The organism is Povalibacter sp., from assembly GCF_036735925.1.
GTDB lineage: Bacteria > Pseudomonadota > Gammaproteobacteria > Steroidobacterales > Steroidobacteraceae > Steroidobacter.
The window spans coordinates 90,549-114,326 of record NZ_DAINNK010000003.1; the positions used below are offsets into that span (position 1 = coordinate 90,549).

24 protein-coding genes are annotated in these 23,778 nt (G+C 64.2%); 12 read left to right on the forward strand and 12 right to left on the reverse strand.

Annotation, left to right across the window (positions count from 1 at the left end):
- The first annotated feature begins 35 nt into the window (after window positions 1-35).
- From rrtA to V7D81_RS01980, 11 genes are all read left to right on the forward strand, one after another.
- Entirely contained in the window at window positions 36-569 is a 534-nt protein-coding gene (gene rrtA / locus V7D81_RS01930; RefSeq protein WP_324314100.1) for a rhombosortase, read from the forward strand.
- Window positions 570-611: 42 nt separating this feature from the next.
- Window positions 612-1,559, forward strand: coding sequence for an ACP S-malonyltransferase (gene fabD, locus V7D81_RS01935; protein ID WP_324314101.1), 948 nt, complete (start codon window positions 612-614; stop codon window positions 1,557-1,559).
- Window positions 1,556-2,308: a 3-oxoacyl-ACP reductase FabG gene (fabG, locus tag V7D81_RS01940; RefSeq protein ID WP_349257589.1), complete on the forward strand. Its 753-nt coding sequence runs from the start codon at window positions 1,556-1,558 to the stop codon at window positions 2,306-2,308. The genes fabD and fabG overlap by 4 nt, the downstream gene beginning before the upstream one ends.
- A 152-nt stretch (window positions 2,309-2,460) precedes the next feature.
- Window positions 2,461-2,703: an acyl carrier protein gene (gene acpP, locus V7D81_RS01945; protein ID WP_184329849.1), complete on the forward strand. Its 243-nt coding sequence runs from the start codon at window positions 2,461-2,463 to the stop codon at window positions 2,701-2,703.
- Between the two features lie 140 nt (window positions 2,704-2,843).
- Complete coding sequence (gene fabF, locus V7D81_RS01950) at window positions 2,844-4,085, forward strand: beta-ketoacyl-ACP synthase II (protein ID WP_324314102.1); 1,242 nt, start codon at window positions 2,844-2,846, stop codon at window positions 4,083-4,085.
- A gap of 8 nt (window positions 4,086-4,093) precedes the next feature.
- Window positions 4,094-5,449: an aminodeoxychorismate synthase component I gene (locus V7D81_RS01955; protein ID WP_324314103.1), complete on the forward strand. Its 1,356-nt coding sequence runs from the start codon at window positions 4,094-4,096 to the stop codon at window positions 5,447-5,449.
- A complete protein-coding gene (gene pabC, locus V7D81_RS01960) occupies window positions 5,446-6,255 on the forward strand; it encodes an aminodeoxychorismate lyase (protein WP_324314104.1) in 810 nt (269 codons plus the stop codon). Before V7D81_RS01955 ends, pabC begins: the two co-directional genes overlap by 4 nt.
- Window positions 6,255-7,283 carry an endolytic transglycosylase MltG gene (gene mltG, locus V7D81_RS01965; protein WP_324314105.1) on the forward strand — a complete coding sequence of 343 codons (1,029 nt, stop codon included), beginning with the start codon at window positions 6,255-6,257 and terminating at the stop codon, window positions 7,281-7,283. The genes pabC and mltG overlap by 1 nt, the downstream gene beginning before the upstream one ends.
- Entirely contained in the window at window positions 7,280-7,918 is a 639-nt protein-coding gene (gene tmk, locus V7D81_RS01970; protein ID WP_324314107.1) for a dTMP kinase, read from the forward strand. Before mltG ends, tmk begins: the two co-directional genes overlap by 4 nt.
- The gene (gene holB, locus V7D81_RS01975; protein WP_324314108.1) at window positions 7,911-8,951 is read left to right on the forward strand and encodes a DNA polymerase III subunit delta'; all 1,041 of its coding nucleotides are present in this window, start codon (window positions 7,911-7,913) and stop codon (window positions 8,949-8,951) included. Before tmk ends, holB begins: the two co-directional genes overlap by 8 nt.
- 18 nt (window positions 8,952-8,969) lie before the next feature.
- Complete coding sequence (locus tag V7D81_RS01980) at window positions 8,970-9,320, forward strand: PilZ domain-containing protein (protein WP_324314109.1); 351 nt, start codon at window positions 8,970-8,972, stop codon at window positions 9,318-9,320.
- 26 nt (window positions 9,321-9,346) lie between these two features.
- Here V7D81_RS01980 and V7D81_RS01985 read toward each other — a convergent pair whose 3' ends face one another.
- The 5 genes from V7D81_RS01985 to V7D81_RS02005 all read right to left on the reverse strand — a co-directional run bounded on the left by V7D81_RS01985 (window position 9,347) and on the right by V7D81_RS02005 (window position 14,013).
- Window positions 9,347-9,664 carry an addiction module antidote protein gene (locus V7D81_RS01985; protein ID WP_324314111.1) on the reverse strand — a complete coding sequence of 106 codons (318 nt, stop codon included), beginning with the start codon at window positions 9,662-9,664 and terminating at the stop codon, window positions 9,347-9,349.
- 3 nt (window positions 9,665-9,667) lie between these two features.
- The gene (locus V7D81_RS01990; protein WP_324314113.1) at window positions 9,668-9,964 is read right to left on the reverse strand and encodes a type II toxin-antitoxin system RelE/ParE family toxin; all 297 of its coding nucleotides are present in this window, start codon (window positions 9,962-9,964) and stop codon (window positions 9,668-9,670) included.
- Window positions 9,965-10,021: 57 nt separating this feature from the next.
- The gene (locus V7D81_RS01995; protein ID WP_324314115.1) at window positions 10,022-11,086 is read right to left on the reverse strand and encodes a cyclic nucleotide-binding domain-containing protein; all 1,065 of its coding nucleotides are present in this window, start codon (window positions 11,084-11,086) and stop codon (window positions 10,022-10,024) included.
- A gap of 122 nt (window positions 11,087-11,208) precedes the next feature.
- Window positions 11,209-13,233: a 3-hydroxyacyl-CoA dehydrogenase NAD-binding domain-containing protein gene (locus V7D81_RS02000; protein WP_324314116.1), complete on the reverse strand. Its 2,025-nt coding sequence runs from the start codon at window positions 13,231-13,233 to the stop codon at window positions 11,209-11,211.
- 33 nt (window positions 13,234-13,266) lie between these two features.
- Window positions 13,267-14,013 (reverse strand): endonuclease/exonuclease/phosphatase family protein, encoded by a 747-nt coding sequence (locus tag V7D81_RS02005; protein ID WP_324314118.1) that lies wholly within the window; start codon window positions 14,011-14,013, stop codon window positions 13,267-13,269.
- 178 nt (window positions 14,014-14,191) lie between these two features.
- Between V7D81_RS02005 and V7D81_RS02010 the strand changes: the two genes are divergently transcribed.
- A complete protein-coding gene (locus V7D81_RS02010) occupies window positions 14,192-14,650 on the forward strand; it encodes a hypothetical protein (protein WP_324314119.1) in 459 nt (152 codons plus the stop codon).
- Window positions 14,651-14,657: 7 nt separating this feature from the next.
- Here V7D81_RS02010 and V7D81_RS02015 read toward each other — a convergent pair whose 3' ends face one another.
- The 7 genes from V7D81_RS02015 to V7D81_RS02045 form a co-directional block, all read right to left on the reverse strand.
- Window positions 14,658-14,999, reverse strand: a complete 342-nt coding sequence (locus tag V7D81_RS02015; RefSeq protein ID WP_324314120.1) for a hypothetical protein — start codon at window positions 14,997-14,999, stop codon at window positions 14,658-14,660.
- A gap of 339 nt (window positions 15,000-15,338) precedes the next feature.
- On the reverse strand, window positions 15,339-16,019 hold the full coding sequence (locus V7D81_RS02020; RefSeq protein WP_324314121.1) for a porin family protein: 681 nt from the start codon (window positions 16,017-16,019) through the stop codon (window positions 15,339-15,341).
- A gap of 34 nt (window positions 16,020-16,053) precedes the next feature.
- Window positions 16,054-16,731, reverse strand: a complete 678-nt coding sequence (locus V7D81_RS02025) for a DUF3313 family protein (protein WP_324314123.1) — start codon at window positions 16,729-16,731, stop codon at window positions 16,054-16,056.
- 146 nt (window positions 16,732-16,877) lie between these two features.
- A complete protein-coding gene (locus tag V7D81_RS02030; protein ID WP_324314124.1) occupies window positions 16,878-17,702 on the reverse strand; it encodes a hypothetical protein in 825 nt (274 codons plus the stop codon).
- Between the two features lie 13 nt (window positions 17,703-17,715).
- Window positions 17,716-20,154 (reverse strand): hypothetical protein, encoded by a 2,439-nt coding sequence (locus V7D81_RS02035; RefSeq protein WP_324314126.1) that lies wholly within the window; start codon window positions 20,152-20,154, stop codon window positions 17,716-17,718.
- Window positions 20,155-20,387: 233 nt separating this feature from the next.
- A complete protein-coding gene (locus V7D81_RS02040) occupies window positions 20,388-21,344 on the reverse strand; it encodes a Csu type fimbrial protein (protein ID WP_324314127.1) in 957 nt (318 codons plus the stop codon).
- Window positions 21,341-23,743 carry a fimbria/pilus outer membrane usher protein gene (locus tag V7D81_RS02045; RefSeq protein WP_324314128.1) on the reverse strand — a complete coding sequence of 801 codons (2,403 nt, stop codon included), beginning with the start codon at window positions 23,741-23,743 and terminating at the stop codon, window positions 21,341-21,343. Before V7D81_RS02045 ends, V7D81_RS02040 begins: the two co-directional genes overlap by 4 nt.
- Window positions 23,744-23,778 lie beyond the last annotated feature (35 nt).

The following is a 23,778-nucleotide window of genomic DNA, read 5'->3' on the forward strand; positions in this document are numbered from 1 at the left end:
TCCATGGACTGTGGCTGCTTGGACTGCTTTGCGCCGTGTCCGTTCTGCTGGAGTTCGGCGGCGAACCGGTTCGTCTTGCATTGCGTTACGAGCGCGCCGCGGTCCTGGAAGGCGCGTACTGGCGGCTGCTGACCGGGCATCTCGTCCACGGCGGCATTGCGCATCTCCTATTGAATGTGATGGGCGCGGCCCTGATCGCGACCCTGTTCGGACGCGATTACACCCCCCGGCAATGGCTGATCGTGCTGCTCGCCAGCGCGGTCAGCATCGACGTGGGGTTTGTTCTTTTTGAGCCACAACTGCAGTGGTATGTGGGTCTGTCGGGGGTGCTTCATGGCGCCCTGGCGGCCGGCGCCGTGGCCGGGTGGCGGCACGAAAGCAGGTCCCTCGCGTTGACGTTGACCCTGGTGCTGGTCGGCAAGCTGGTCTGGGAGCAATGGCAGGGCGCATTGCCACTTTCTGGCGACATGCCCGTGATCGTCGATGCGCATCTGTATGGCGCCGTCGGCGGATTTCTGGGAGCGCTCGGGGTTTGCCTGTATCTGCAGCGCTGGCCAGCACGGCGCTGATCGCTATAATCGCGCGCCGTTTTTCCCAGTCAGGATCAATAGATGACGTTCGCCTTCGTCTTTCCGGGGCAGGGTTCGCAGTCGGTCGGCATGCTGAGCGCGCTCGCCGGCGCCGAGCCGCTGGTGCAGGAAACATTTGCCGAAGCCTCCGATGTGCTCGGCTATGACCTCTGGAAGCTGTGCCAGGAGGGGCCGGAAGCCCTGCTCGGCGAAACCGAACGCACCCAGCCCGCGATGCTCGCGGCCGGTGTCGCGACATGGCGGGTGTGGCGCAAGCATGGCGGCGGAATGCCGGCAGCGATGGCAGGTCACAGCCTCGGCGAGTATTCCGCACTGGTCGCTTCGGGCGCGCTCGATTTCAAGACGGCAGCCGCACTCGTGCAGTTTCGCGGCCGGGCCATGCAGGCTGCGGTTCCCGCCGGACAGGGCGCGATGGCCGCGATCCTCGGCGCCGAGGATGCCGATGTCGAAGCGGCCTGTGCAGAAGCGGCGCAAGGCGACGTCGTGCAATCCGCCAATTTCAATTCGCCCGGACAGATCGTCATCGCCGGTGCCGCTTCCGCCGTCGATCGTGCGATCGAACTGCTCAAGGCGCGCGGCGCGAAGCGCGCCATCAAGCTGCCGGTCAGCGTACCGTCGCACAGCGCGATGATGGCTCCCGCGGCCGAGAAACTCGCGCAGCGGCTCAAGGACACGCATTTCGACGCACCGCAGGTGCGCGACATCTACACCGTCGACGTCCGCAAACATGGCGATGCCGACAGCATCCGCGAAGCGCTGGTGCAGCAGCTCGTCAAGCCGGTGCGCTGGACGCAGACGATCCAGGCGATCGTCGCCGGCGGTGCGCGCGTGATCGTTGAATGCGGTCCGGGCCGCGTGCTCACGGGTCTCAATCGACGCATCGAAAAGAACAAGGAGATCGCGATGCTCGCGATCGAAGACGGCGATTCGCTGCAGGCCGCATTGCAGGCATGCAAGGAGAACGCATGACCCCTGTTTCCATGAACGAAGACATTGCGCTGGTCACCGGCGCGTCGCGCGGCATCGGTCGCGCCATCGCGCAGGAACTCGCGCAGCGCGGTGCGACGGTCATCGGGACGGCGACCAGCGAGAGCGGTGCGCAGGGCATCACCCAGTGGCTGAGCGAAGGCGGCTTCAAGGGTCGCGGCCTCGTGCTGAATGTATCGCAGCAGGATTCGGTCGACGCTGCACTCAAGGACATCGAAGGTAAGGAAGGCCCGGTCACCGTGCTGGTGAACAATGCCGGCATCACGCGCGACAACCTGCTGCTGCGCATGAAGGCGGAGGAATGGGACGAGATCATGAACACGAATCTCGCCTCGGTGTTTCGCCTGTCGAAGGCCGTGCTGCGCGGCATGATGAAGGCGCGTCGCGGCCGCATCATCAACATCGCTTCCGTCGTCGGTGTGATGGGTAACGCCGGCCAGACCAACTACGCCGCCGCCAAGGCCGGCATCATCGGTTTCAGCAAATCGCTGGCTCGCGAGGTTGGCTCACGCAACATCACCGTGAACGTCGTGGCGCCCGGATTCATCGCCACCGACATGACGGCGCAACTTGCGGCGGAACAGCAACAACAGCTCGCGAACCAGGTCGCCCTGGGCCGTCTCGGCGCCCCGGAAGACATTGCCCATGCCGTCGCGTTTCTCGCATCGCCCCAGGCGAGTTACATCACCGGGGAAACGCTGCACGTGAACGGCGGCATGTACATGGTTTGAAGATGTCAAGTCGTTGTTATGCGGCCTCATTCGGAAATGTTGGCCGCCTCAGTCACTTAACTTAGAATACGCCCCCCGTACGACCCTCCCCACAATAAAAGGGTCGGTCTTTGGAAGGGTTTCAAGCAGTCTCACAGAGGACTCGTACAGCAATGAGCAGTATTGAACAGCAGGTCAAAGCCATCGTCGCCGAACAGTTGGGCGTCAAAGAAGAAGAAGTCACCAACGACGCTTCCTTCGTCGACGATCTGGGCGCCGATTCCCTCGACACCGTCGAGCTGGTGATGGCGCTGGAAGAAGAGTTCGAAACCGAGATTCCGGACGAGGACGCCGAGAAGATCACCACTGTGCAGCAGGCGATCGACTACATCACCGAACGCCGCGCACAAGCCTGAGACGAACAGGCCTGAAGTACTCAAGGTGCGCAGCCGTCGGCGTGCGCACCTCTTCAGGCAACGGGTCGATCCGCCACGGAGGGCAGGCCGACCACTCGATTTGATTTCCTTCTTCCACCGCCGATCTCCGAGGTAAGCGCTTGTCCAAGCGACGCGTCGTCATCACCGGTCTGGGCATCATTTCTCCCGTCGGCAGTGCCGTCGAAGAGGCATGGAAGAACGTACTGGCCGGCAAGAGCGGCATCGGGCCGATCCAGACCTTCGATGTCAGCGCCTTTCCGGTCCGCTTCCATGGGCCGGTCGCCGACTTCGATGCCGAAAAGTATCTGCCGGCGAAGGAACTGCGGCGCATGGATCCGTTCATGCATTACGGCTACGCCGCCGCGATCGAGGCCTTCAAGGATTCGGGCCTGACCGTTACGCCGGAAAATTCGCCGCGTATCGGTGTCGCGATGGGCGCCGGCATCGGCGGCCTGCACACGATCGAAGAGAACTACGAGAAATACATCGAGACGCACAGCCCGAAGAAGATCTCTCCGTTCTTCGTGCCGGGCAGCATCATCAATATGATCTCCGGCCATGTGTCGATCCAGTTGAAGCTCACCGGGCCGAACATCGCCACGGTCACGGCCTGCACGACATCGACGCATGCCATCGGTCTTGCGGCACGACTCATTCAGTACGGCGATGCCGACGTCATGATCGCCGGTGCCGGCGAAATGGCGACCACGCCGCTGGGTCTCGGCAGCTTCTGCCAGGCGCGCGCGCTGTCGACCCGCAATGACGATCCGCAGGCGGCCAGCCGTCCGTGGGATCGCGATCGAGATGGCTTCGTGCTGTCCGATGGCGCGGGCGCACTGACGCTCGAAGAATACGAACACGCCAAGGCGCGCGGTGCGCGCATCTATGCCGAACTCGTCGGCTTCGGCATGAGCGGCGATGCCCATCACATCACCGCGCCGCCGGATGACGGCGAAGGCGCGCGACTCGCGATGGCCAACGCGCTGCGCGATGCGAAGCTGAATCCGTCCGACGTCCAGTACATCAATGCGCACGCCACCTCGACCGATCTGGGCGACCGTGCCGAGACGCTGGCCATGAAGCGCTGCTTCGGCGATCACGCCGCGAAACTCGCCGTGAGTTCGACCAAGTCCATGACCGGGCATCTGCTCGGCGCGGCCGGCGCAGTCGAAGCGATCTTCTCGGTGCTGGCGATCCGCGATCAGGTCGCGCCGCCGACCATCAACCTCGACAACCCGGGCGAAGGCTGCGATCTGGACTACGTGCCGAAGACGGCGCGCCCGATGTCGATCGACGTGGCCCTGTCGAATTCGTTCGGCTTCGGCGGCACGAACGGAAGCCTGATCTTCCGCAAGCTCTGATCCGGGACATGAGCGCCGCGCCGGCGGTCCGACCTGTTTCGGTCTCGCCGACCGCGCTGCTCGATCTGCACGCTGCGAATCCGCGGCGTTATCCCGCACTCTTCGAAAGTGCCGCTGCGGCGGAACCGCTGGGGCGGTTCGATATTCTTTTCGCCTTTCCCGGCGAGCGCCTGACGTTGCAGTCGGATCAACGGCTCTCGGGCGGACAGGAAGGCACATTCCTCGCTGCACTGGATGCGTGGTGGTCGCAGGAGCGCGCGGCGCGCGTCGACTCGGCGCTGCCGTTTCATGGCGGCTGGCTGGTGTATCTCGGCTACGAGCTTGCTGCACAGATCGAACCGCGTCTGCGATTGCCTCGAAGCGCCGGCTCGATTGCGCAGGCCGTCCGGATACCTGCGGGCGTCATTCATCGACGCGACACGGGGCAGGGCTGGATCGTGGCCGAAGCAGCCAGCGCCTCATTGCTCGATGTGATCGAAGCCGATCTCGCGGCCGCGCGGCCGGCATCCTCGAAACCACAGGCATTGATCGACAGCGACGTCGTCGAAGACGCACCGTCGGACTATCTCGACACAGTCGCACGCGCGCTCGACTACATCGCCGCCGGCGACATCTACCAGGTGAATCTGTCGCGCGGCTGGCATGCGCGTCTGCGCGACGGCGTGACGCCCGTGCATCTGTACGAACGCCTGCGACGGACCAATCCCGGTCCTTTCTGCGGACTGGCGGTGCTGGATGACATCGCCATCGTCAGTTCGTCGCCGGAGCGACTGGTTGCCGTGCGCGACCGGATCGTCGAAACGCGCCCGATTGCCGGCACGAGGCCGCGAGGCCGCGATTCGCAGTCCGATGCGAATCTCATTCGCGAACTGCATGCGCATCCCAAGGAACGCGCCGAGCACGTCATGCTCATCGATCTGGAGCGCAACGATCTCGGCCGCATCTGCGAGGCCGGCAGTGTCCAGGTCGATGAATTCATGACCATCGAATCCTACGAGCACGTGCACCACATCGTTTCCAACGTCCGCGGCCGCCTGCGGGACGACATTACGCCGGGACAGGTGCTCGCCGCAGTCTTTCCAGGCGGCACGATCACCGGCTGTCCCAAGGTCCGCTGCATGGAGATCATCGCGGAACTCGAACGCACGCCGCGCGGCGCATACACTGGCTCCCTCGGCTATCTGAACCGCGATGGCAGCATGGATTTCAATATCCTCATCCGGTCGCTGGAAGTGCGTGGCAACCGTGTTTCGCTGCGCGCGGGCGCTGGAGTCGTCGCTGACTCGATCCCCGAGCGCGAACTGGACGAATCGCGTGCGAAAGCGCGCGGCGTACTGCGTGCGCTGACGGAGATCGCGCAGTGAGCGTCGCCGGATTGCACAATGGCGCACCCATCGATGATCCGGCTCACGCGCTGCCGGTCGACGATCGCGGCTTCAACTATGGCGATGGCCTGTTCGAGACGATGCGGCTGAGCGATGGAAAGGTGCGCTTTCTCGACGCGCACCTGCAGCGTCTGCAGGACAGTTGCCGGCGCCTCGGCATTGCGTTTCCCGCCGAGCTGAGCGCCGATATCGCCATCCTCGCTGCAGCGCATCGCGAGGGCGTGCTGAAGATCGTCATCACGCGAGGCGCAGGCGGCAGAGGCTACCGGCCTGACCCGATGTCACGGACCAATCGAACACTGACCGTTCATCCCGCGCCAGCGCCGGACAAGCGCGGCGGCCTGAAACTGCGCTGGTGCGACACACGCCTGAGCCGCAATCCGGCGCTCGCCGGCATGAAGCATCTCAATCGACTCGAGGAAGTGCTGGCACAGAACGAGTGGCACGACACCGCGATCGACGAGGGATTGCTGTGCGATACCGAGGGCGAACTGGTCAGCGCGACGGCAGGCAACGTCTTCATCGTGAAGGGCGGGGCACTGCTGACGCCCGATCTGCGTTTCTGCGGTGTTCGCGGCGTGATGCGCGCGCAGGTATTGCGGGTCGCGTTGCAGCTGGGCGTGTCCTGCAGCGAAGAGCCGCTCTGGCCGCACGATCTCGCGGAGGCGACTGAGGTGTTCCTGACCAATGCCGTGCGCGGCATCCGTCCGGTGAATCAGTTGCAGGACCAATCCTGGGAAACGTTTCCCGTGGCTGCACAATTGTCCCAGGCGCTGGCACTGTGATGCGAAGCCTTCTGCGCATCGTGATGGCGCTGATCGTCGTGGCCGCTGCGGCGGCGGCCTTGATCGCATGGCGGACCCATGTCTGGCTGCAGACGCCCATCGCGGGACTGCATGAAACGGCCACATTCGAAGTCGAGAAGGGCGCGTCTCTTCGCACCGTCGCCATGCAGTTGAATCAGCGAGGCTGGCTCGACCAGCCCGACGTCTGGATCGTCTGGGCGCGACTGACCCAGCGCCAGGGGGGACTCAAAGCCGGCGAGTACGCGCTAGCCCCCGGCGCCACTCCCCGCAGCCTGCTCGATACGCTGAGTTCCGGTCAGGTCATCCTGCACGGCGTCACCTTCATCGAAGGCGCCCGCTTCGCGGACATTCGCAAGCTCATGACGGCGGATGAGTCGATCGCGCAGACGCTGTCGGGAAAGGATTCGGCCGAGGTCATGCGCAGTCTGGGCGCCGACGGCATTCATCCCGAAGGCCAGTTCTTTCCGGACACCTACCGGTTTCCGCGCGGCACGTCGGATCTGGACCTGCTGCGGATGGCCTACCGACGTATGCAGGGCGAACTGGAGGCGGCCTGGGAAAGCCGCGCTGCGGACCTGCCGCTCGCCACGAAGTACGAAGCGCTGATTCTGGCCTCGATCATTGAAAAGGAGACGGCGCTCGACAGCGAGCGGGCGAAGATCGGCGGCGTCTTCATCGAACGGCTCAAGCGCGGCATGCGACTGCAGACCGATCCGACGGTCATCTACGGCATCGAGAACTACGACGGCAACATCCGTCGCGTCGACCTGCTGCGCGACACGCCGTACAACACCTACACGCGCTCCGGCCTGCCGCCGACGCCGATCGCGCTGCCGGGCAGCCGTTCGCTGCAGGCGGCGGTGCGGCCGGAAATGACGGGCGCGCTGTTCTTCGTCGCGACCGGCAAGGGCGACGGCAGTCATTACTTCTCGGCCACGCTGGCCGAGCACAATGCCGCCGTGCAACGATACCTGCGGCAATTGCGGCAGCAGCAGACGGCGAAATGACCCGCGGCAAGTTCATCACCATCGAAGGCGGCGAGGGCGTCGGCAAATCGACGCAGCTCGCGACGCTGCGCGAGTGGTTCGCGCAGACGAACCGCGATGTGCTGTTCACGCGCGAGCCGGGCGGGACGGCGCGGGCCGAACGCATCCGCGAGCTGCTGCTGGAAAACTCCAGCGAACCGATGCCGGCCATCTGCGAGCTGCTGCTGATGTTCGCTGCCCGGTCGACGCATCTCGACAATGTCATCCGTCCGGCGCTGCAGCGGGGAACCTGGGTCGTCTGCGACCGCTTCACGGATGCGACGTACGCCTACCAGGGCGGCGGACGCGGCATGGATATCTCGCAGATTTCGATTCTGGAGAAACTGGTCCAGGGCGATCTGCGACCCGATCTGACTCTGTTGCTCGACGCGCCCCTGGATCTGACGGCAGCACGCGCACAGGATCGCAACACGGCCGCCGGCAACATCGACCGGTTCGAACGCGAGCAGCGCAGCTTCTTCGAGCGCGTCCGCAACGCCTATCTCGATCGCGCGCGTCAGGAACCGCAGCGCTTTGCAGTGATCGACGCGTCCGGTGACCGCGAGTCGGTCGCGACGGCCATTCGTGCAGCAATCCAGGAGCGGCTCGATGGCTGAAGAAACATCCGCGTTGCCGCCTGCGCCGCGACTCTATCCCTGGCACGCGGCGGCCATCGAACAGATGAAATCTGCCTGGGAAGCAGACCGCCTGCCGCATGCGATCCTGCTGCAGGGCGCCGATGGACTCGGCACGCGCCAGCTTGCGGCATGGCTCGCCGCCGCGGTGCTCTGCGAGTCGTCGACCGTCACGCTCCAGCACTGCGGCAAGTGTGCGAGCTGCCAGCTCATCGCCGCGGGGTCGCATCCAGACCTTCACTGGGTACGCCCGGAGGAGGGCAAGCAACTGATCTCGGTGGATCAGATCCGTGACGACGCCGTCGCGAAGCTGACGCAGACGAGCTACTTGCAGGGTTACAAGGTCGTGATCGTGGATCCGGCGCACCAGATGACGCCGCAGGCGGCGAACAGCCTGCTCAAGACGCTCGAGGAACCGACTCCGCGCAGCGTGCTGATCCTGGTTACATCGAAACCTTCGTCGCTGCTGCCGACGGTACGCAGTCGCTGCCAGAAACTCTCGGTGAGCAGCCCGCCGGCGCAGGAAACCCTGCAGTGGCTGCAGCAGGAAACCGGCAGCGTGGCCGATCGCGCACTCATCGAGTTCACCGGCAACGCACCCTTGCGCGCCCTGGAATTCGCGGGGGAACGGTTTTCCACGCTCGATTCGGACATGCAGGGCGCACTCAACGCGCTGGTGTCCGGTCGCGCCGATGTGACGCATGTCGCAGCCGAATGGACGAAAAAGAACGAACTGCCCGAGCTGCCGAACCGCCTGACCTGGCTCGACCTGTGGCTGACCTCGGTCGCCCGCAGGGGAATTGGCGGAACTGCCGATCTGTTCACGTTCCCCGCGAGATCGACGCACTTGCCAAGTCTGCCTGCCACGTTGAACATAAGTGCAATCTACGGGGTCGTGGACCAGATCCGCGCGCTCAAGGCGCAGCTGGTCCGCACGGCGTTACAGCGCGAACTGGCCATTGAGTCACTCTTGTTCGCAGTACTACGGGTGATCGCGCCTGCCCCCAGGCACTGAGGAATCGAGCGGATGGTGATGCGGCAGCCAACCAGCAAGCCCGGGTTGTTGACCCTGACGATCAAGGACAAAAGCGCCTTGTATCTGGCCTATATGCCGTTCGTGAAGAATGGCGGCCTGTTCATCCCCACGAACAGCAACTATCGCCTGGGCGACGAAGTTTTCATGCTGCTGAACCTGATGGGCGAAGACGAAAAGCTGCCCGTCGCCGGCCGCGTGATCTGGATGACGCCGAAGGGTGCGCAGGGCAAGCGCACCGCCGGCATCGGCGTGCAGTTCAGCGAACAGGATCGCGGCAACACGCAGCGCAAGATCGAGAGTTATCTCGCGGGTGCGTTGGGCGGGGATAAGCCCACGCACACCATGTAGAACCGGACCCTACGTCTGGAGCGTCGTTACGCCGCCGCTACGGTGAGCTTGACGCCGAGCGAATCCAATACCTTGCGAACTGTTTCATAGCGTGGCTTCGCTCCAGGTGCGAGCGCCTTATAAAGACTTTCGCGTCCGAGACCGGATACCTTCGCTATGTCGGCGACGCCGCGCGCCTTGGCGACGTTGGCAACCGCACGCAGAAATACATCCGGATTCGGATCTTCGAGCGCCGCCGAGAGATATTCGGCAATGACCTCCTCGCTATCGAGGAATTCGGATGCGTCGAACGGCGCAAGGCGAACGGTCTTGCTGGTCCTGACTTTTGCCTTCGGTTTGCTCATGGATCATTTCCTCAGTTCCCGCGCCATCTGAATAGCGCGTTTGATGTCGCGCTTCTGGCTGGACTTGTTCCCGCCAACCAGCAGCACGTACACGACGAGGGCCTCTCGCATGAAATACACCCGGTATCCCGGCCCTGTATGAATGCGCATCTCGCTGACGCCCTGGCCGACGGGTTCGCAATCGCCAAAATTGCCCAGAACCGCGGATTCCAGCCTTGCAAGGATGCGGGCCTTGCTGCGCACATCGCGTAGCGCCGCGAGCCATGCAGCGAATTCATCGGTCCTGATGAGCGTATTCACGAAGGGGAATCGTATCCGATTGGATACAGATATCCAGCCCGGGAGGGCAGAGACGCGTTACTTCTTTCCCGCCAGATCCGTCGCCTGCAACCCGCCCCGGAGCACCGAGGCGTGGAATCCCCGTTCTGAAAGAATGTAGGCGCCTGCCGAGCTGCGGCGGCCGGTATCGCAGCACACGATGTAGTGCGTGTCGCGATCCAGCGATTTCAGTTTGAGGCGGATGAAGTACAGCGGCAGGTTGATCGCACCCTCGAAATGGTAGTTCTCGAATTCGCTCGGCAGCCGCACGTCGAGCCACTTCGCGCCGCGTGCCACCTGGGCTTTCGCCTGTTCGTAATCGACCCATTGCAGCATCGGCTCGTTGAGCAGCGTGCGGAAATCCTCCTTGCCCAGTCGCATCAGCGTGCCGTCGCTGATCATGGTGACGTTGGCGTTGCGCTTGGCGTCGGAGATCAGGGCTTCCTCGCCGAACGTATCGCCCATGCCGAGTTCGGCCAGCTTGATACCCGTCTTGTTGAGCGGGGTTTCGCGCACCACGGAACAGGTGCCTTTCACGATCACGTAGAAATAGTCGCCTTCATCGCCCTGGCGGATCACGGTTTCGCCCGCCTTGTAGTCCATGCGCTGCATGCGCATGAAGATCGCCTGGATGTTGGCGGGCGGAATGCGGTGCAGTGCCTTGGTCTGCAACAGCGTGGTCATCCAGTCGTCGCTGTCGGAGCCGTCTTCCTGATGTTTGAGTTCGTTGACTTCGTAGCTGCCGGTCTGGTCCCACGTCAGCATGACGTCGAGCATGTCGCTGTCGATGGAGAGGTACTCGATGCGTTCGGAGACGACACGCGCGCTGTAGCGACGCGGCAGCGACGCGGCGATGGGATTGCGCGCTTCGGGCGAGCCGCCACGCAGCATCAGCACCGTGCGGCCGTTCTGCATCAGTTCCAGAACGCCGCTGACGAGGTAGTAGGTGCGCTTGTCGGTGTCGCCTTCCTTGAAGAGCAGGCGGCCGGCCGGCAGTTCGCGCAGAACGGCCTTGCGCGACAACGAGTGCAGGTTCTCGGTTTTTAGGCCATCCAGCGGCGAGAAAGACCGCAACAAGCTGAGTTCGAGCGGTTTGCTCTCCATTGGGCTACTTCAATCACCTGCATCGACGGGTAGGGCGCGCCGCGGAAAACGCGGGCCGCGGCATGGTAACACACGGTTTTTCCCGCGAATTCCGGGCGTTGCGGATTGCGGCGTACTGCCGATCAACGTACGGCATCCCATCCCGGATCCGGTGCGAACCGTGCGCCGTGCACCTGCTGCAGTTCGCGCAGGCGCGTCACGACTGCATCGACGCCGCGCTCGCGCGCATATTGCAGCGGGCCGCCGCGAAAGGGAGCGAAGCCCGCACCGAAGATGACGCCGGCATCGACGAGATCCGCATCTTCCACGACCTTCTCGCGCAGCACGGCAACCGCCTCGTTCACCAGCGACAGCAACAGGCGATCCTGCAGATCCGCAGGCGCCCGCTGGCCCGACACCGCCGGTTTCTGCGGCTTGTCGTCGACCCACGTATAGAAGCCTTGTCCGGTCTTCTTGCCGAACTGCTTCTGATCGAAGCGCGTCTGCAGAACGCCCGGCACGGCCATCTGTCCGGACTGGAAAAATACCTTGCCGACGCTCATGACGACGTCGAGGCCGACCACATCCGCCAGTTCGATCGGACCCATCGGCATGCCGAAGTCTTCGGCGGCGCGATCGATCAGCGCCAGCGGAATGCCTTCCTCAGCGGCGCGGATTGCTTCGCTCAGGTACGGCATCAGCACGCGGTTCACCAGAAATCCCGGCGAACTCATGCAGGTGATGGCGAGCTTGTCGATCTGGCGTGCGAAGGCCGAACCACGCTGCACGACGGCCGCATCGCTCGTTCGTGCGCGAATGACTTCCACCAGCGGCATGCGCGCCACCGGATTGAAGAAGTGCAGGCCGATCAGTCGTGCGGGATCGGCGAGTTTCGCGGAGAGCTGTTCCAAGACGATGCTCGAGGTATTGGTCGCGAGCACCGCGTCGGGCTTCATGCGCGGTTCGAGGCGCGAATACAGTTCCTGCTTGGCCTCGAGATTCTCGAAGATCGCTTCGATCACGACATCCGCACCGGGAACGCCGCTGCCTTCGACATCCGCCTTCAGGCGCGCCATCGCCTGTTCGCGCTTGGTCGCATCGGGGTAGCGTTTGTCGAAGAACGCCTTGGCGCGTTCGAGCGCCGGGGCGATGTACTTGAGTTCGCGATCCTGCAGCGTCACCGTCATGCCGCGCGCCGCGCACCAGGCAGCGATGTCGCCGCCCATGACGCCCGCGCCGACGACGTGCACGTGCTTCGCCGGCTCGACGCCCGACTTGCCTGCGGACTTCAACCGCTCCTGCAGGAAAAATACGCGCACGAGATTGCGCGAGGTCTGCGTACACAGCAGCCTGCCCATCGAGCGCGCTTCGGCATCGTAGGCCTGCGGACCTTTGCCGCCGTGCTTCTGCCACAGATCGATGAGCGCATACGGCGCAGGGTAGTGATCGGGCCGCACGCGTTTTGCGGCCTGTGCGCGCATCTGGCCGGCAATCACGGGGCGAACGAACGCCAGGTTCGACAATCGATCCTTGAGGCCCGGCGTGCGCTGCGCGGGAGGGTTGAGCGCGACTTCCTTCGCCACCTGGGCAAGCTGCGCCGGCGGTGCGAGCCGGTCGACGAGTCCGAGTTCCAGCGCCTTTTTCGGCCGGAGCGTGCGGCCGGTGAGCATCAGGTCCATCGCGGCGATCGGTCCGGCCAGCCGCACGGCGCGAACGGTACCGCCGAGGCCGGGATGCACGCCCAGCATCACTTCCGGAAATCCCAGCGTGATCGACGCATCGTCGGCGACCACGCGGTACTTGCACGCGAGCGCGAGTTCGAGGCCGCCGCCCAGAGCAAAGCCGTTGATCGCGGCGACGGTGGTGCAGGGCAGGGATTCGAGTCGATCCAGCACCTGCTGGCCCTGCCGGATCATTGCGCAGGCTTCCTCCGGCGATTGGATGCCGATGAACTCCTTGATGTCGGCGCCGGCGACGAAGCCGTTCTTTTTCGCCGACGTAATGATCAGCGCCCTGGGTGGTGCGCCATGCAATGCGTCGAGTTGCGCATCGAGTTCTTCCATCACCGCGCGCGACAGGCTGTTGGCGGACGCATCGACCTTGTCGAGCGACAGCCAGGCGATACCCGATTCGTCCTTGGTCAAAGTCCAGTTGGCGGTGTCAGGCATGGCGTCCTCGCTGGATGGAGTTGGGACGGGTCGTCAGGTGCCGGGCCGGCGCACCTGGAAGTCGCAGATCAGCGGCCGATGGTCGGAGAAGCGGATGTCGGGAATGTCGAAGTGCGTGATCTCGATGCCGTTGGAATAAAGCACGAAATCCAGCTCCTTGCGCGGATTGCGGCTGGGATAGGAGGGCAGGCCGGTGCGATTGGCGCTCTTCAGGCCCGACGCTTCCATGAACAGGTAGATCTCGTGATCGCCCCAGAACGTATTGAAGTCGCCGGCGACGATCACGGGCTTGCTGGCGCGCTTCACCAGTTCGTGCAGATGCCGCAGCTGATCGTGACGGTGGCGGAACTTGAGCGACAGGTGCACCAGGAAGATGGCGCAGTCTTCGAGTTCCAGTTCGATGATCAGCCGCTTGATGCCGGTCTCGAAGTAGTGGAACCGCTCGCCTTCGACGCGCGGCGCCGCGAGAAATGCGTTGCCCTGCTTGCGCACGATGGGCAGGAACTGATTGAAGGATTCCGCCCCGTACTTGCACTGGTACATCGAGTAATGACCGAGTGCATTGGCGATCTGCGTCGCCTGATTGACCAGCCCCGTGCGGATCGAACCGGTGTCGACTTCGATCAGGCCGACCAGGTCGGGGTCGAGCGACTTCAGATAGGCGGTGAGACGCTCCAGGACGCGCGTGTTGCTGCGCAGATAGCCGGCGCCGGGGATCGGCAGATGGAACGCCGGACCGGTGCCGGTGGCGTACCGGATGTTGTACAGGACGAAGCGCATGGGTCGCGGGAAGAATGGGCCGGAAAGCGCCGCGGAATCGCAGCGCCGCATTCTATAGCAGCCCCCGGGAAATAAGCTGTCCGCCAGACCCTCAATCCTCGAGGCGGGCTGCGGGAGGTCGCCGTTCTCGATTAAGATTCGGCCGCTTTCTCGCTATCGCGATTCGCAGGGGTGCACCTTGAACGGTATTTCGCAACGGAACCCGGTCCGGCTCTTCGTCGTCCACGCGTTCGAACCGGCCGACGACTACGACCGTGTCTTCGAATACCTGGAGAGCTCGCACAACTTCTACTACAAGAACTGCAGCAATCCCGGACTCAAGGTCACCGACAAGGACGCCATGAAGGATGAACTGCGCAAGCAGATTTCCCTGTCGGAGATCGTTCTCGTCCCCTCGGGCATGTACGCAAAATACCGCGAGATCATCGATTTCGCCCTGAACTGCGCCAAGGGCCTCGACAAGCCCGTCGTGGTGCTCGAATTCTTCGGCGTGAAGCAGAAGCTGCCGGTGCAGCTGGAAGCGCTGGGCGATGAAACGGTGGAATGGAACGAGCGGGAAATCGCCGATGCCATCCGCCGTCAGGCGCGCCACGAGGATACGGCGCGCTGGGACGTGATCGACTTCAAGATGGACTGAGCGGCTTTCAGTCGTCGCTGTTGACTGCGCGCAACTTCGGCTGACGCTGGAACGTCTGCGCCCGGGCCAGCGCGCCCAGCATGTTCACGATCCGCATCGCGATGCGGCCGGCCTCCATGTCCGACATCTTCCGGACCGTCGCCTGTTCCGCGGTCTCGCCCCGCAGCGGCCGCACGCACGACATGCAACTCGTCACCGAGCAGAATTCCTCGCGTATTTCCTTGGGCAGTTCGTCCTGGTCGATGCCGGCCAGGTGCGTCTTGTAGGCGTCGACCAGGCGCTGCTTGATCGGGCCGGAGGAGGCCAGAATGGCCGTGGCGGCGAAAAAATGTTCCCAAGCGCTGCTCATCGCGACTGACTCCCAAGCGAAATGGAGTGAGTGGACCATTTGCCGGATCCTCTGTGACGTCAAAACAACGACAAGCGGGAACGCGCAAATGTTGAGAATTTACTTTAAGTTTGCCCGGTGATTTTTCTGTTGATCACTCAAGCAACTAGCGCCGGAATATACACCTGCGACTTCGAAAGGCAACCCGATTAGTGCAGATTTTTCGGGTTCGAAAGGCCGTCCGGAAAGGGGCCGGCCCGGGAAGAAAGGCACCGTATTGGCGCAGATTGCAGACCGGGATTCCGCCGTCCCGGGCAGGCGCCTCCTCCCTCGCCATCGCGGGGAGGAGGCGAACCCTCGTCAGTACCGGTAGGCGATGCCGATCTTGAACTGGTCGAGGTCCGGGGTGCCGTCCGCCTCGCTCAGATCGAGCCAGTGCTTCTCGTACGCGAAGCGCAATGTGTATCCGGGACCGAGATCCCAGCGCAGGCCGACGCCGAGGTCGTATTGAAAGCCGTCGACGCTGCGCGTGTCCTGCACCGTGCCGCAGACGTAGCCCCACCATGGATCCCACCAGCAGACGTTCTGCGGGCGTCCATCCGGAATGTTGGTGTCGATGAAACTCCAGCCGATGCCGGCCTTGACGTAGGGCGTGATCGGTCCATCGGTGAAGTTGTAGTGAATGGATGCCCGCGGAGTGAACGATTCGTAGCTGCCGCTCACGCCGATCTGGCCCAGCGGGACGGGCGGATTGCCGTTTGAGTAAGTCTGCAGCGTCGCATCGTAGTCGACGTCGTTCCAGTCGAGGGCGAACTGCACCTCCAGCTTGTCGCTGAAGCGATAGCCGAACGTGAAGGTGAGGCCGAAATCGTCATCCAGCGACGCCGAGGAGCCGCCGTTGAAGTCGACATCCTGGCTCAACTGATAGATCACATCGGCGCCGAACTCCCATCCCGGCCCTCGACTTTGTGCGTTGGCCGCACTGCCCAGCAGCAGCGCGCAGGCCGCCGATGCGATCCAGACCATCTTTCCCAGATTCATGACTGATTTACTCCTGCAGATGAGAGCGGAAGGCTCAGCCGCCCGCCGCCCGAGACGAATCCAGTGCTTTCTTCAGCAACTCTGCCCAGCGACGGATTTCGCGCCGGGCATCCGCGCTGTTGGTGACCGAGTCGGTCCACTGCCACTGCCCGCCGCCCATGTCCTGGCGGCGGTCGTAGATGCGCGCGAGCAGCGTTCCCGTCACCGAGTCGTGCAGCTCCGAGATGAGCGTCATTTCGCCCGAGTCCGTCGTGTAGGTGCGTACGCGCGCGGACGTCTGCATGGAGATGTCGGGCGCATTGATGTAGAGATTGACGATCGCCGCCTCCACTTCGAGCACATCCCTGGCCGGTTCGGTGACGAGCTGGTAACCGCCTTGCTCCTGCAGCACCTGCTTGAACACGTCGGCGAAGGCGTCCGCGAGATCCTTCCTGATCTTCTCGCGGTCGGGCTTGTTCATCTTGTACAGCACGGAATCGTCCTCCGGCTTCCAGTTCTTGCTGAACTCCACCTCGACCGGCCGCAGCAGGATCTTGTCGTACGCCGAGAGATTGGCTGCCGGCTTCTTGTAGACGGCGTCGACGCCTTTGACTTCGGCTCTTACCAGGCCTTCGTGGGTCGACGAGTCATCGATGGGCGACTTTGCCGTAGTGGCGCATCCGCTCAGAAACATGGCTGCGGCAAGTGCGTACGCGAAAGAATGGCGGCTCACGTTTTTCTCCAGTCATGGTGTGACCAACGGCAGCGATGTTGCCGGCCGGCTGCGGCCGTGACACTCCGTAGTTGGGGCAATGGCGGATTGCCGCCGGCGAACGTTGCCGACGTGCCACATCCATTCGCGCGCTTCGCGATGGGCGATCAGAACGCACCCGTGACGAACAGCAGCGGGCCGTCGTAGTTGAAGCGCAGCTTGCCGTTGAAGTGCTCTTCGTCGACGTCGAGGCGGGTGGAGAAATCGTTGTAGCCGAGTCCCACGCCGAAGTGCTCGAACGGCTGCCAGTTGAAGCTCAGCTTGTAGTCCTGCAGGTTGCCGTCGTAGTTGTCGAACTTGACGGCGAAGAACTGCACCTGAGCGTCGAAATAGAAATGATCGTTCAGCGCCCACAGACCGCGCAGTCCCACCACCGGCAAGGGTCCGTCGCCGTCAGCGGCTTCCTCCAGATCGAGGCCACCGAGACCCGCGTTGCTCGAAGCGTCGGCGTGCAATCCCGCTTTCACGCTCAGGTTGTGCAGGCCGATGGTGCCGGACAGTTCGAGATTGTCGCGCTTGAGGAATGAGTACTCGTACGCGAGTTCGAAGATCTCCACCTTGATGTCGGTTCTGACCTCCACGTTGAGCGGGAACGTCGTATCGCCGAATTCGATGTCGCGATTGATGGTGCGGGTATTGCCTTCCTTGCTGTCGAAGTACATGAAGCGCAGCTTGTGGCGGTCGAAGAAGCGCCAGTAACCATCGATGCGGAACCGGTCGCCGGATTTGAGGCCGAGTTCGCGTCCGAAGTTGACCTCCGTACCGACGCGACCGGCATCGCCGTCGAGGCGCATCGTCGTTTCGGTGTCGAGAAAGAAAACGCCGAGACTGACGTTGAACTTGTCGTCGAGCGGCCAGAGCGGATCGGCGTGGCCCGCCGATGCGAAACCCGCCAGACACAAGGCCGTACCTGCCAATGTCGATCGATTCATGCCTGTTTCTCCGTTAGCGGCGCCGGCCGCCGAATGAACGATGCATCATGCCGCTGGCGCCGCGGTTGAACTGATAACGCTGCGCGCCCATGTCGCGCGAGAAGCGGTCCTGATCGAGCGTGCGTGTCTGCGTGGGAGTGGGGCGCTGGTACTGCGTGCCGCCCTGTCCACCGACCATCGACTGCCAGCCGTCGTCCGTGTGCTTCCACACATGGCCGTCGCCGCCGGCGTAGACGTTGCCGCCGATGTCGACGATGCCGGCGTTGTCGCCATGGATGCCGGCGATGCCTGTCGCCGTACCGGTGTTGCGGTTGTAGACGACGGCGTGGCCGCCGGAAATGTCGCGACCGGTGTAGGCATTGCCCGCGGTGCCGTGGCCACCGATCACCGTGCGTCCGCCGGGCCCCGTGGCGATGCCGCGTTCACCTGCGGCGTAGTTGCCGCTGTAGACGTTCGCGACCGCGCCGCGCTGTCCCGCCGAGAGCACGCCCGTGCTCGAGTTGTACGACATGCCGACGCGACCGGCCCATTCATTGCCCGTCCACGCATTGAAGCCCGCGTTGTAGCGCGAGACGTTGGCAACCGGTCCCCAGCGCGAATAGATGTTGCCGGTGGCCGCTGCCCAGCCGCCCGGACCCCACACGGCAGCGCCGCCGCGCGGACCGAAGGCTGCACCACCCCAGTAGGGCGCGGGATAGATCGGATACATCGGCGGACCCCACGACCAGCCCCAGCCGTACGGCCCCCACCATGGATACGGTCCCCAACCCCAGCCGACTGCGACGGTCGCTGCGCCCCAGGCCCAGCCGAAACCGAAGCCGACGGTCCATCCCGTCCACGGCGTGTAACGGACCGCGACGCCGAATCCATACGTCACCGGCGGGCCGTAACAGTACGAGCCGATCCACGGTGCGTAGTAGTAGCCCGTTCCATACACGACGACGTGCGTGACGGGATCGACGTATTCGCCGTGATAGCCGGGCGCGTAGCCGGTGTAGACCGTGTCGCCGTCGGTGTCGTACACCTTCACGTAGGTCACGTAGTACATCGGCGAACTCGGCGGAATGCGATAGATCTCCGCCGGCACCGACGTGGCAATGATCCACGGTCCCTGCAGCGAAGCGGACGCGAACCACACGCCGTTCTCGACCGCGTAATAGCTGTTGGCGCTCACCATGAGGATGGGCGTCGAAGAGTTCACGACGTATTGCAGCGATGTCCCCGCGATCGCGACCAGTTGCGGTGAGCCGTCGTAATTCGGCGGCGTCATCTTCGCTTCGCTCTTCTTCACCGCGGCCGTCGTCGGAATGGACGCAGCGATCGCGGCTTCCTGCGCCTGCGGCGTACCGGCGACCGACGCCTTCACGTTCTCCTTCGGACTGTCGTCGGGAATTTTCGCGAAATCCCGCGCGAGCAGGTCGGCAGGCACGTATTCCCACGGCCCATTCAGATCAGCGGCGCGGAACCAGCGGCCGGAAATCAGCGCGTACGTCTTCTGATCGCCGAGCAGCTTGAAGACGTGGCCGGTCGTGTTCTCGACGAACAGCAACTGAGTGCCGGGAATCGGCACCCACTTCGGTTCGCCGTCGGTCACGATGAGTTCGGTCGCCGAGGTGGCGATGTAGATCTGCGGCACATTGCCCTTGGCGAGCGAGGGCGCCGGCTGTTCCGGATCGGTCTGACCGGTCAGCAGATCGACCTGTCGCGATTCGACGGCCTGCTGCCGGAGCGGTTCGAGATCGACCGGCGGCGTGAGATCTACCGACCAGCGGCCATGCAGCGAGTCCGCCGTCATCCAGCCGTCGAACACATGCAGGTAGTGCTGACCGGAACGGTTCTTCACCAGCAGCGGCCGCGTGTTGATGACGCGCTGATAGTTCGTTCCGGGCACGTCGCGATACGCCGGCTGGCCGTCGATGTAGATGAGCATCGCCGGCTGCGTCGAAAACAGGATCTGCGGCGGGGTATTGCGGATCGGCGCCTGCGACAGACTCTGTTCCGTCTGCACGATGTGCAGATTCGCTTCGAGCCGGTCGAGCGAGATCGTGCGCGACTTGCTGCTGGCGTCGTTCTTCAGGTCGCTGATCCATGCGCCGCTCTGCTTCGGCGCACTGGGGAATTCGGCTTTGACGATCTCGTAGCGATCGAGCGTGACGATGCGGTCGGACTTGTCGACCAGCGTGCGCGCGCTGACATGGATGACGCCGTAGGTGAGCGTGCTGTCCTTTTCGCCTTCCTTCACCGATACCGCCGCGCGCGCCTGCAGCTTGTAGCCGTCCCAGGAATCGAGCTGCGGCTGGTAGACGGTGATCGCGGTATCGCCGTCCTTCACTTCATAGGGCCAGGGCGTTTCCAGCGCGTCGTCGGCATCGGCGGCCCGGGCGGAGAGGCCCGCAAGCAGCAGCGCCAGCCACAGCGCCGCGAAGGGAAGGAATCTGCAAGGATGCTGCATGGCGGTCACTGCCCGGCTTCCGGCGCGAGAGAAGTACCGCGATGCTGCAATGAGATGCCGAATCAGACAGTACGTAGGAGGGGCAAGGATTCAGGGTGGGAGCCTCTTACTGTGGGGCCGGCTTCAGCCGGCCTCTTTTCAGAAGTCAGGCTAAAGCCTGACCTACAGCCCCTTTTTCAGAAGTCAGGCTGAAGCCTGACCTACAGAGACCTCGATCCTGCCCCCGCTGCCGTTCAGTACGTCACCGTCACCGTCACCGTATCCTGGTATTCGCCGGTGGCGGGAACGCTCTGCTGCGGCAGCAGGCCATGCACCGTGAACGTACCCGGTGCGCCATTGACCGTCGTGGTGCCGGCGCTGCCGTCGCCCCAGAGCTGCGTGTGGGACGAATCGCGATACAGCCGATAGGTGAGCGACTTCGTCCCATCCTGCACGTGCGTCATGCGACGCTGCGCGACCGTGGCGCCGCTGCCGCGACCGGCGTCGAGCGCGAGGTTGTACGAAACCCCCGGCGGACAGTCGAGCCGGATCGTGCTGGTGGCGTTCACTGCCGTCGTCGCGAGATTGCCTGTCGTGCCGAAGTCGAGCGTCGTCGCGGTCACGACGCAGCTCGACGCCACTTTCGCCATCACGGTGAAGTTGACGTGTCCAGCCGCCTGCATGGTGTCGCTGCATTCGGGTGCGTAGTTCGTGTAGCCCGCGAAGCGCACGATGTTCACGCCCTGCATGTTGTCCTGGTAATCGCCGATCGGCAGGCCGCCCTGGTTGGGAACGCGGGCGTAGTAGGTGACCGTCCCATGGCCGTTGCCCCAGCCGCCGCCGCCGTCCTGCAGCGGAATGTCGACGGCGACGGGTTCGGCGACCGGACTGACCTCGCTGCCCCAGATCGTCGAGAACGTGTAATCCGAATAGATGTTGTAAGCCATGCGCGCGCCGGACGGGCCCGACATGTAGCGCGGATCCCAGGTGCCGGACGTGGGCGAACCGAGCGAGATGCACACGCGGATGTAGGGCGTCGTGCCGCCGCAGGAAATGTTGAAGTGGCCGATCACGCTCGTGTACGCAGCGTCCGGCGGATTGATGGTGCCGAAGTTCATGTTGCCGGACGACGATACGCTGCAGTACTGCGCGTACGCCGCGCCGTGCGCCGCCAGCCACAACAGCACGATCCACAGCCACGCCCGCTTCATGGCGCCTGCTCCGCGCAGATGAACGGGCCGATCGCATGCATCGACTGCGCCGGCTGGAAGACGACCTCGGCCACGCACGTCCCTTCGCCGGTCGTGACTTCCAGCCGGTTGCGCGGCTGCAGATGCGGCAGGAACACCTGGCCGTCGTAGCCCACGACGAAGGATTCGCCGGTGGCTGCGAGCGTCGCGCGGCTGCCGACCGGCAGCGGCCGACGCTGTTCGTCGACCAGCGTCGCGACGGCGCCCTGGTAACGGCCGAGCGGAAATTCCACCAGCACGCCCGAGAGTTCGCGCGGATTGGCGAGCAGCCGGTCGGTGCCGAGGCTCACGTCGACGGGCAGCGGCAACTGATCGATGGCGATGCGGCTGGTGCGATACGAGGGCAGGTCGGGCACGAGCAGGTAGCCGCGCTCGTTGGTCTGACCCAGCAGCCGGTTTTCGCGCAGCACCGGCACGTCCGCGACGCCACGCGTGGAGACCAGCGCGAAGCCGTCGTAGATCGGTCGCGCGGCCAGCAACTGTCCGTCCATGTAGACGATCGAGCCCGTGCCGTAGAGTGAGGAGTTGGTGTAGGCGCCGCCGGCGAGTTCCGCATGATCGATGCGCGCCGCCCAGTCGCCGTAACGGCTGCGATAGTCGATGCGTGCGCTGCCGCGCAGGTAGTCGTCGTTGCCCGCTTCGGTGTGCGCGGCCCAGCCGAATCCGCCCAGGTCGTAGTCGGTCGGACTGTTGGCGCCCAGCGTCACGGTGTCCTGCTCGCCGTAGCGGCTGGCGCTGGCGTAGACCGTGGCGCGCTCGCCGACGGCCCAACTGAAACCGAAATACACGCCATCGTTGGTGTCGTCGTCGAGATCCTTGAAGACGTTGAGATACGTGCCGATGCGCGAGCCGTACCAGTTGGCGTTGTAGCCGATGGCGGCGATGCGCGTGCCGCCGACGCTGGTCGTGCGCTGCTCGGCATAGGTGAGCGTCACCGCCTGGCTGTGCGGAAACCACAGGCTGAAGGATCCGCGCGTGAGCCGGCGCGGCACGGGAATGCCTTCGAGCGTGCCGAGATCGCGGTAGTCGTCGTGCGCGCGGCGATCGTAGACCTCGAATCCCCAGCGCGGCGAAATGTATTGATAGCCCGCGGCGGTGAGCAGGCCCTGGCTGTCGCCGTCGCTGTACGCCACGGCGGCGCTGAGCACGCCGTAGCTGGCGAAGCGGAACAGGCCGCCGAGACCGCCGTTGCCCAGTCCCTTGCCCCATTCGCCGTGGCCTTCGAGCGTGATCGCGTCGTTGACGCCGTAGCGCAGCGACATCATGCCCGCCGGATCCTCGGCGTATTCGAAGGAGCGGCTGCCGTACATCTGCCGTGCGTAACCCACTTCGATCGCGTAGTCGCTGAGGCCGGACTCCAGCATGCGCGCGTCGATGTACAGCGGCCGCGTCGTCGATACTTCGCGGCCGAGCGCGTCCTGATAGACCAGCGACACTTCGCCCGCGCCCGTCAGCGCCGGCGGACTCGAGATCACGAACGGCCCCGGCTGCGCATCGACGCTGAACTGCCGCACGCCATTGACGTAGAGATCGACTGTCGTGGGCACCACCGCGCTGCCGCCGAGCGCGGGGACGGGAAAGGTCACGAGGTCCGGCCGCAGCGAGAAATTGCGCGCCACGCGCGCGCCGCCCATTCGCAGCGCGCGCGTCCAGCTCAGCGACGAGGTGATGTAGTCGCCGACCGTGTAGCTGCGCATCGGATCGAGCGAGGCGTAGGTCCAGTAGCTGTCCTGGCGCGTGTAACCCGCTTCGCCCGCCTGCAGCGTCGAATAGCCGGTGTTGATGAACAGCCCGGCGGGCGAGAACAGGCGCAGATCGGAGCCGATCGCGAGACTGCGGTTGCGCTCCTCGAAAGCACGCCCGTACGCGGCCTCGGTGTACGTCGGCGTGCGCGCGTAGCCCGATTCGATCAGCGGCGCGAGCAAGCGGTTTCCCTGCCGCGACTGCGCGATGCGTTCGCGCTGCGCGTTGAACGCATAGCCGATCACCAGGCCCGTGTCCGAATGCGGGACCGCCTCGGGCGGCCGCTGATAGCTCACCGTCTGCGGCTGCAGGACCGCGTCCGGCAGCGAGAGATACAGCCGCTGATCGAGCGCCGCGTACTCGTGGCGTGCGCCGGGAATGTCCTTCAGCGCGATCCGGCCCGCGGCGTCCGCGGGCAGCCCTTCCGTGATCACGCCGATCGCGGCGAGTTCTTCCGCGGTCATGAACAGTTCGCCGTCCTGCTGCTCCACGCGCACGATCAGCTGCCGGTCGACGTGGTTCAGCACGACCTGCAGGTACAGCGGCTGCGCGGGTTCCGCGGCGGCGAGCGCCTGACCCGCGAGCAGCCACAGCAAGACCGTAAAAACGGTGCGCACGCGCGCGGCCGCACGACAATGCGGATTCAGTGCCG

What these genes read in the sequence shown, in the direction of transcription:
- V7D81_RS02015 (WP_324314120.1), bottom strand. Translation starts at nt 14,999, where the DNA reads ATGAGCAGCGCTTGGGAACATTTTTTCGCCGCCACGGCCATTCTGGCC.
- V7D81_RS02030 (WP_324314124.1), bottom strand. Translation starts at nt 17,702, where the DNA reads ATGAATCGATCGACATTGGCAGGTACGGCCTTGTGTCTGGCGGGTTTC.
- V7D81_RS02005 (WP_324314118.1), bottom strand. Translation starts at nt 14,013, where the DNA reads ATGCGCTTCGTCCTGTACAACATCCGGTACGCCACCGGCACCGGTCCG.
- fabD (WP_324314101.1), top strand. Translation starts at nt 612, where the DNA reads ATGACGTTCGCCTTCGTCTTTCCGGGGCAGGGTTCGCAGTCGGTCGGC.
- V7D81_RS02035 (WP_324314126.1), bottom strand. Translation starts at nt 20,154, where the DNA reads ATGCAGCATCCTTGCAGATTCCTTCCCTTCGCGGCGCTGTGGCTGGCG.
- holB (WP_324314108.1), top strand. Translation starts at nt 7,911, where the DNA reads ATGGCTGAAGAAACATCCGCGTTGCCGCCTGCGCCGCGACTCTATCCC.
- V7D81_RS01995 (WP_324314115.1), bottom strand. Translation starts at nt 11,086, where the DNA reads ATGGAGAGCAAACCGCTCGAACTCAGCTTGTTGCGGTCTTTCTCGCCG.
- V7D81_RS02040 (WP_324314127.1), bottom strand. Translation starts at nt 21,344, where the DNA reads ATGAAGCGGGCGTGGCTGTGGATCGTGCTGTTGTGGCTGGCGGCGCAC.
- V7D81_RS02000 (WP_324314116.1), bottom strand. Translation starts at nt 13,233, where the DNA reads ATGCCTGACACCGCCAACTGGACTTTGACCAAGGACGAATCGGGTATC.
- V7D81_RS02020 (WP_324314121.1), bottom strand. Translation starts at nt 16,019, where the DNA reads ATGAATCTGGGAAAGATGGTCTGGATCGCATCGGCGGCCTGCGCGCTG.
- V7D81_RS01980 (WP_324314109.1), top strand. Translation starts at nt 8,970, where the DNA reads ATGCGGCAGCCAACCAGCAAGCCCGGGTTGTTGACCCTGACGATCAAG.
- V7D81_RS01955 (WP_324314103.1), top strand. Translation starts at nt 4,094, where the DNA reads ATGAGCGCCGCGCCGGCGGTCCGACCTGTTTCGGTCTCGCCGACCGCG.
- tmk (WP_324314107.1), top strand. Translation starts at nt 7,280, where the DNA reads ATGACCCGCGGCAAGTTCATCACCATCGAAGGCGGCGAGGGCGTCGGC.
- mltG (WP_324314105.1), top strand. Translation starts at nt 6,255, where the DNA reads ATGCGAAGCCTTCTGCGCATCGTGATGGCGCTGATCGTCGTGGCCGCT.
- V7D81_RS01985 (WP_324314111.1), bottom strand. Translation starts at nt 9,664, where the DNA reads ATGAGCAAACCGAAGGCAAAAGTCAGGACCAGCAAGACCGTTCGCCTT.
- acpP (WP_184329849.1), top strand. Translation starts at nt 2,461, where the DNA reads ATGAGCAGTATTGAACAGCAGGTCAAAGCCATCGTCGCCGAACAGTTG.
- fabG (WP_349257589.1), top strand. Translation starts at nt 1,556, where the DNA reads ATGACCCCTGTTTCCATGAACGAAGACATTGCGCTGGTCACCGGCGCG.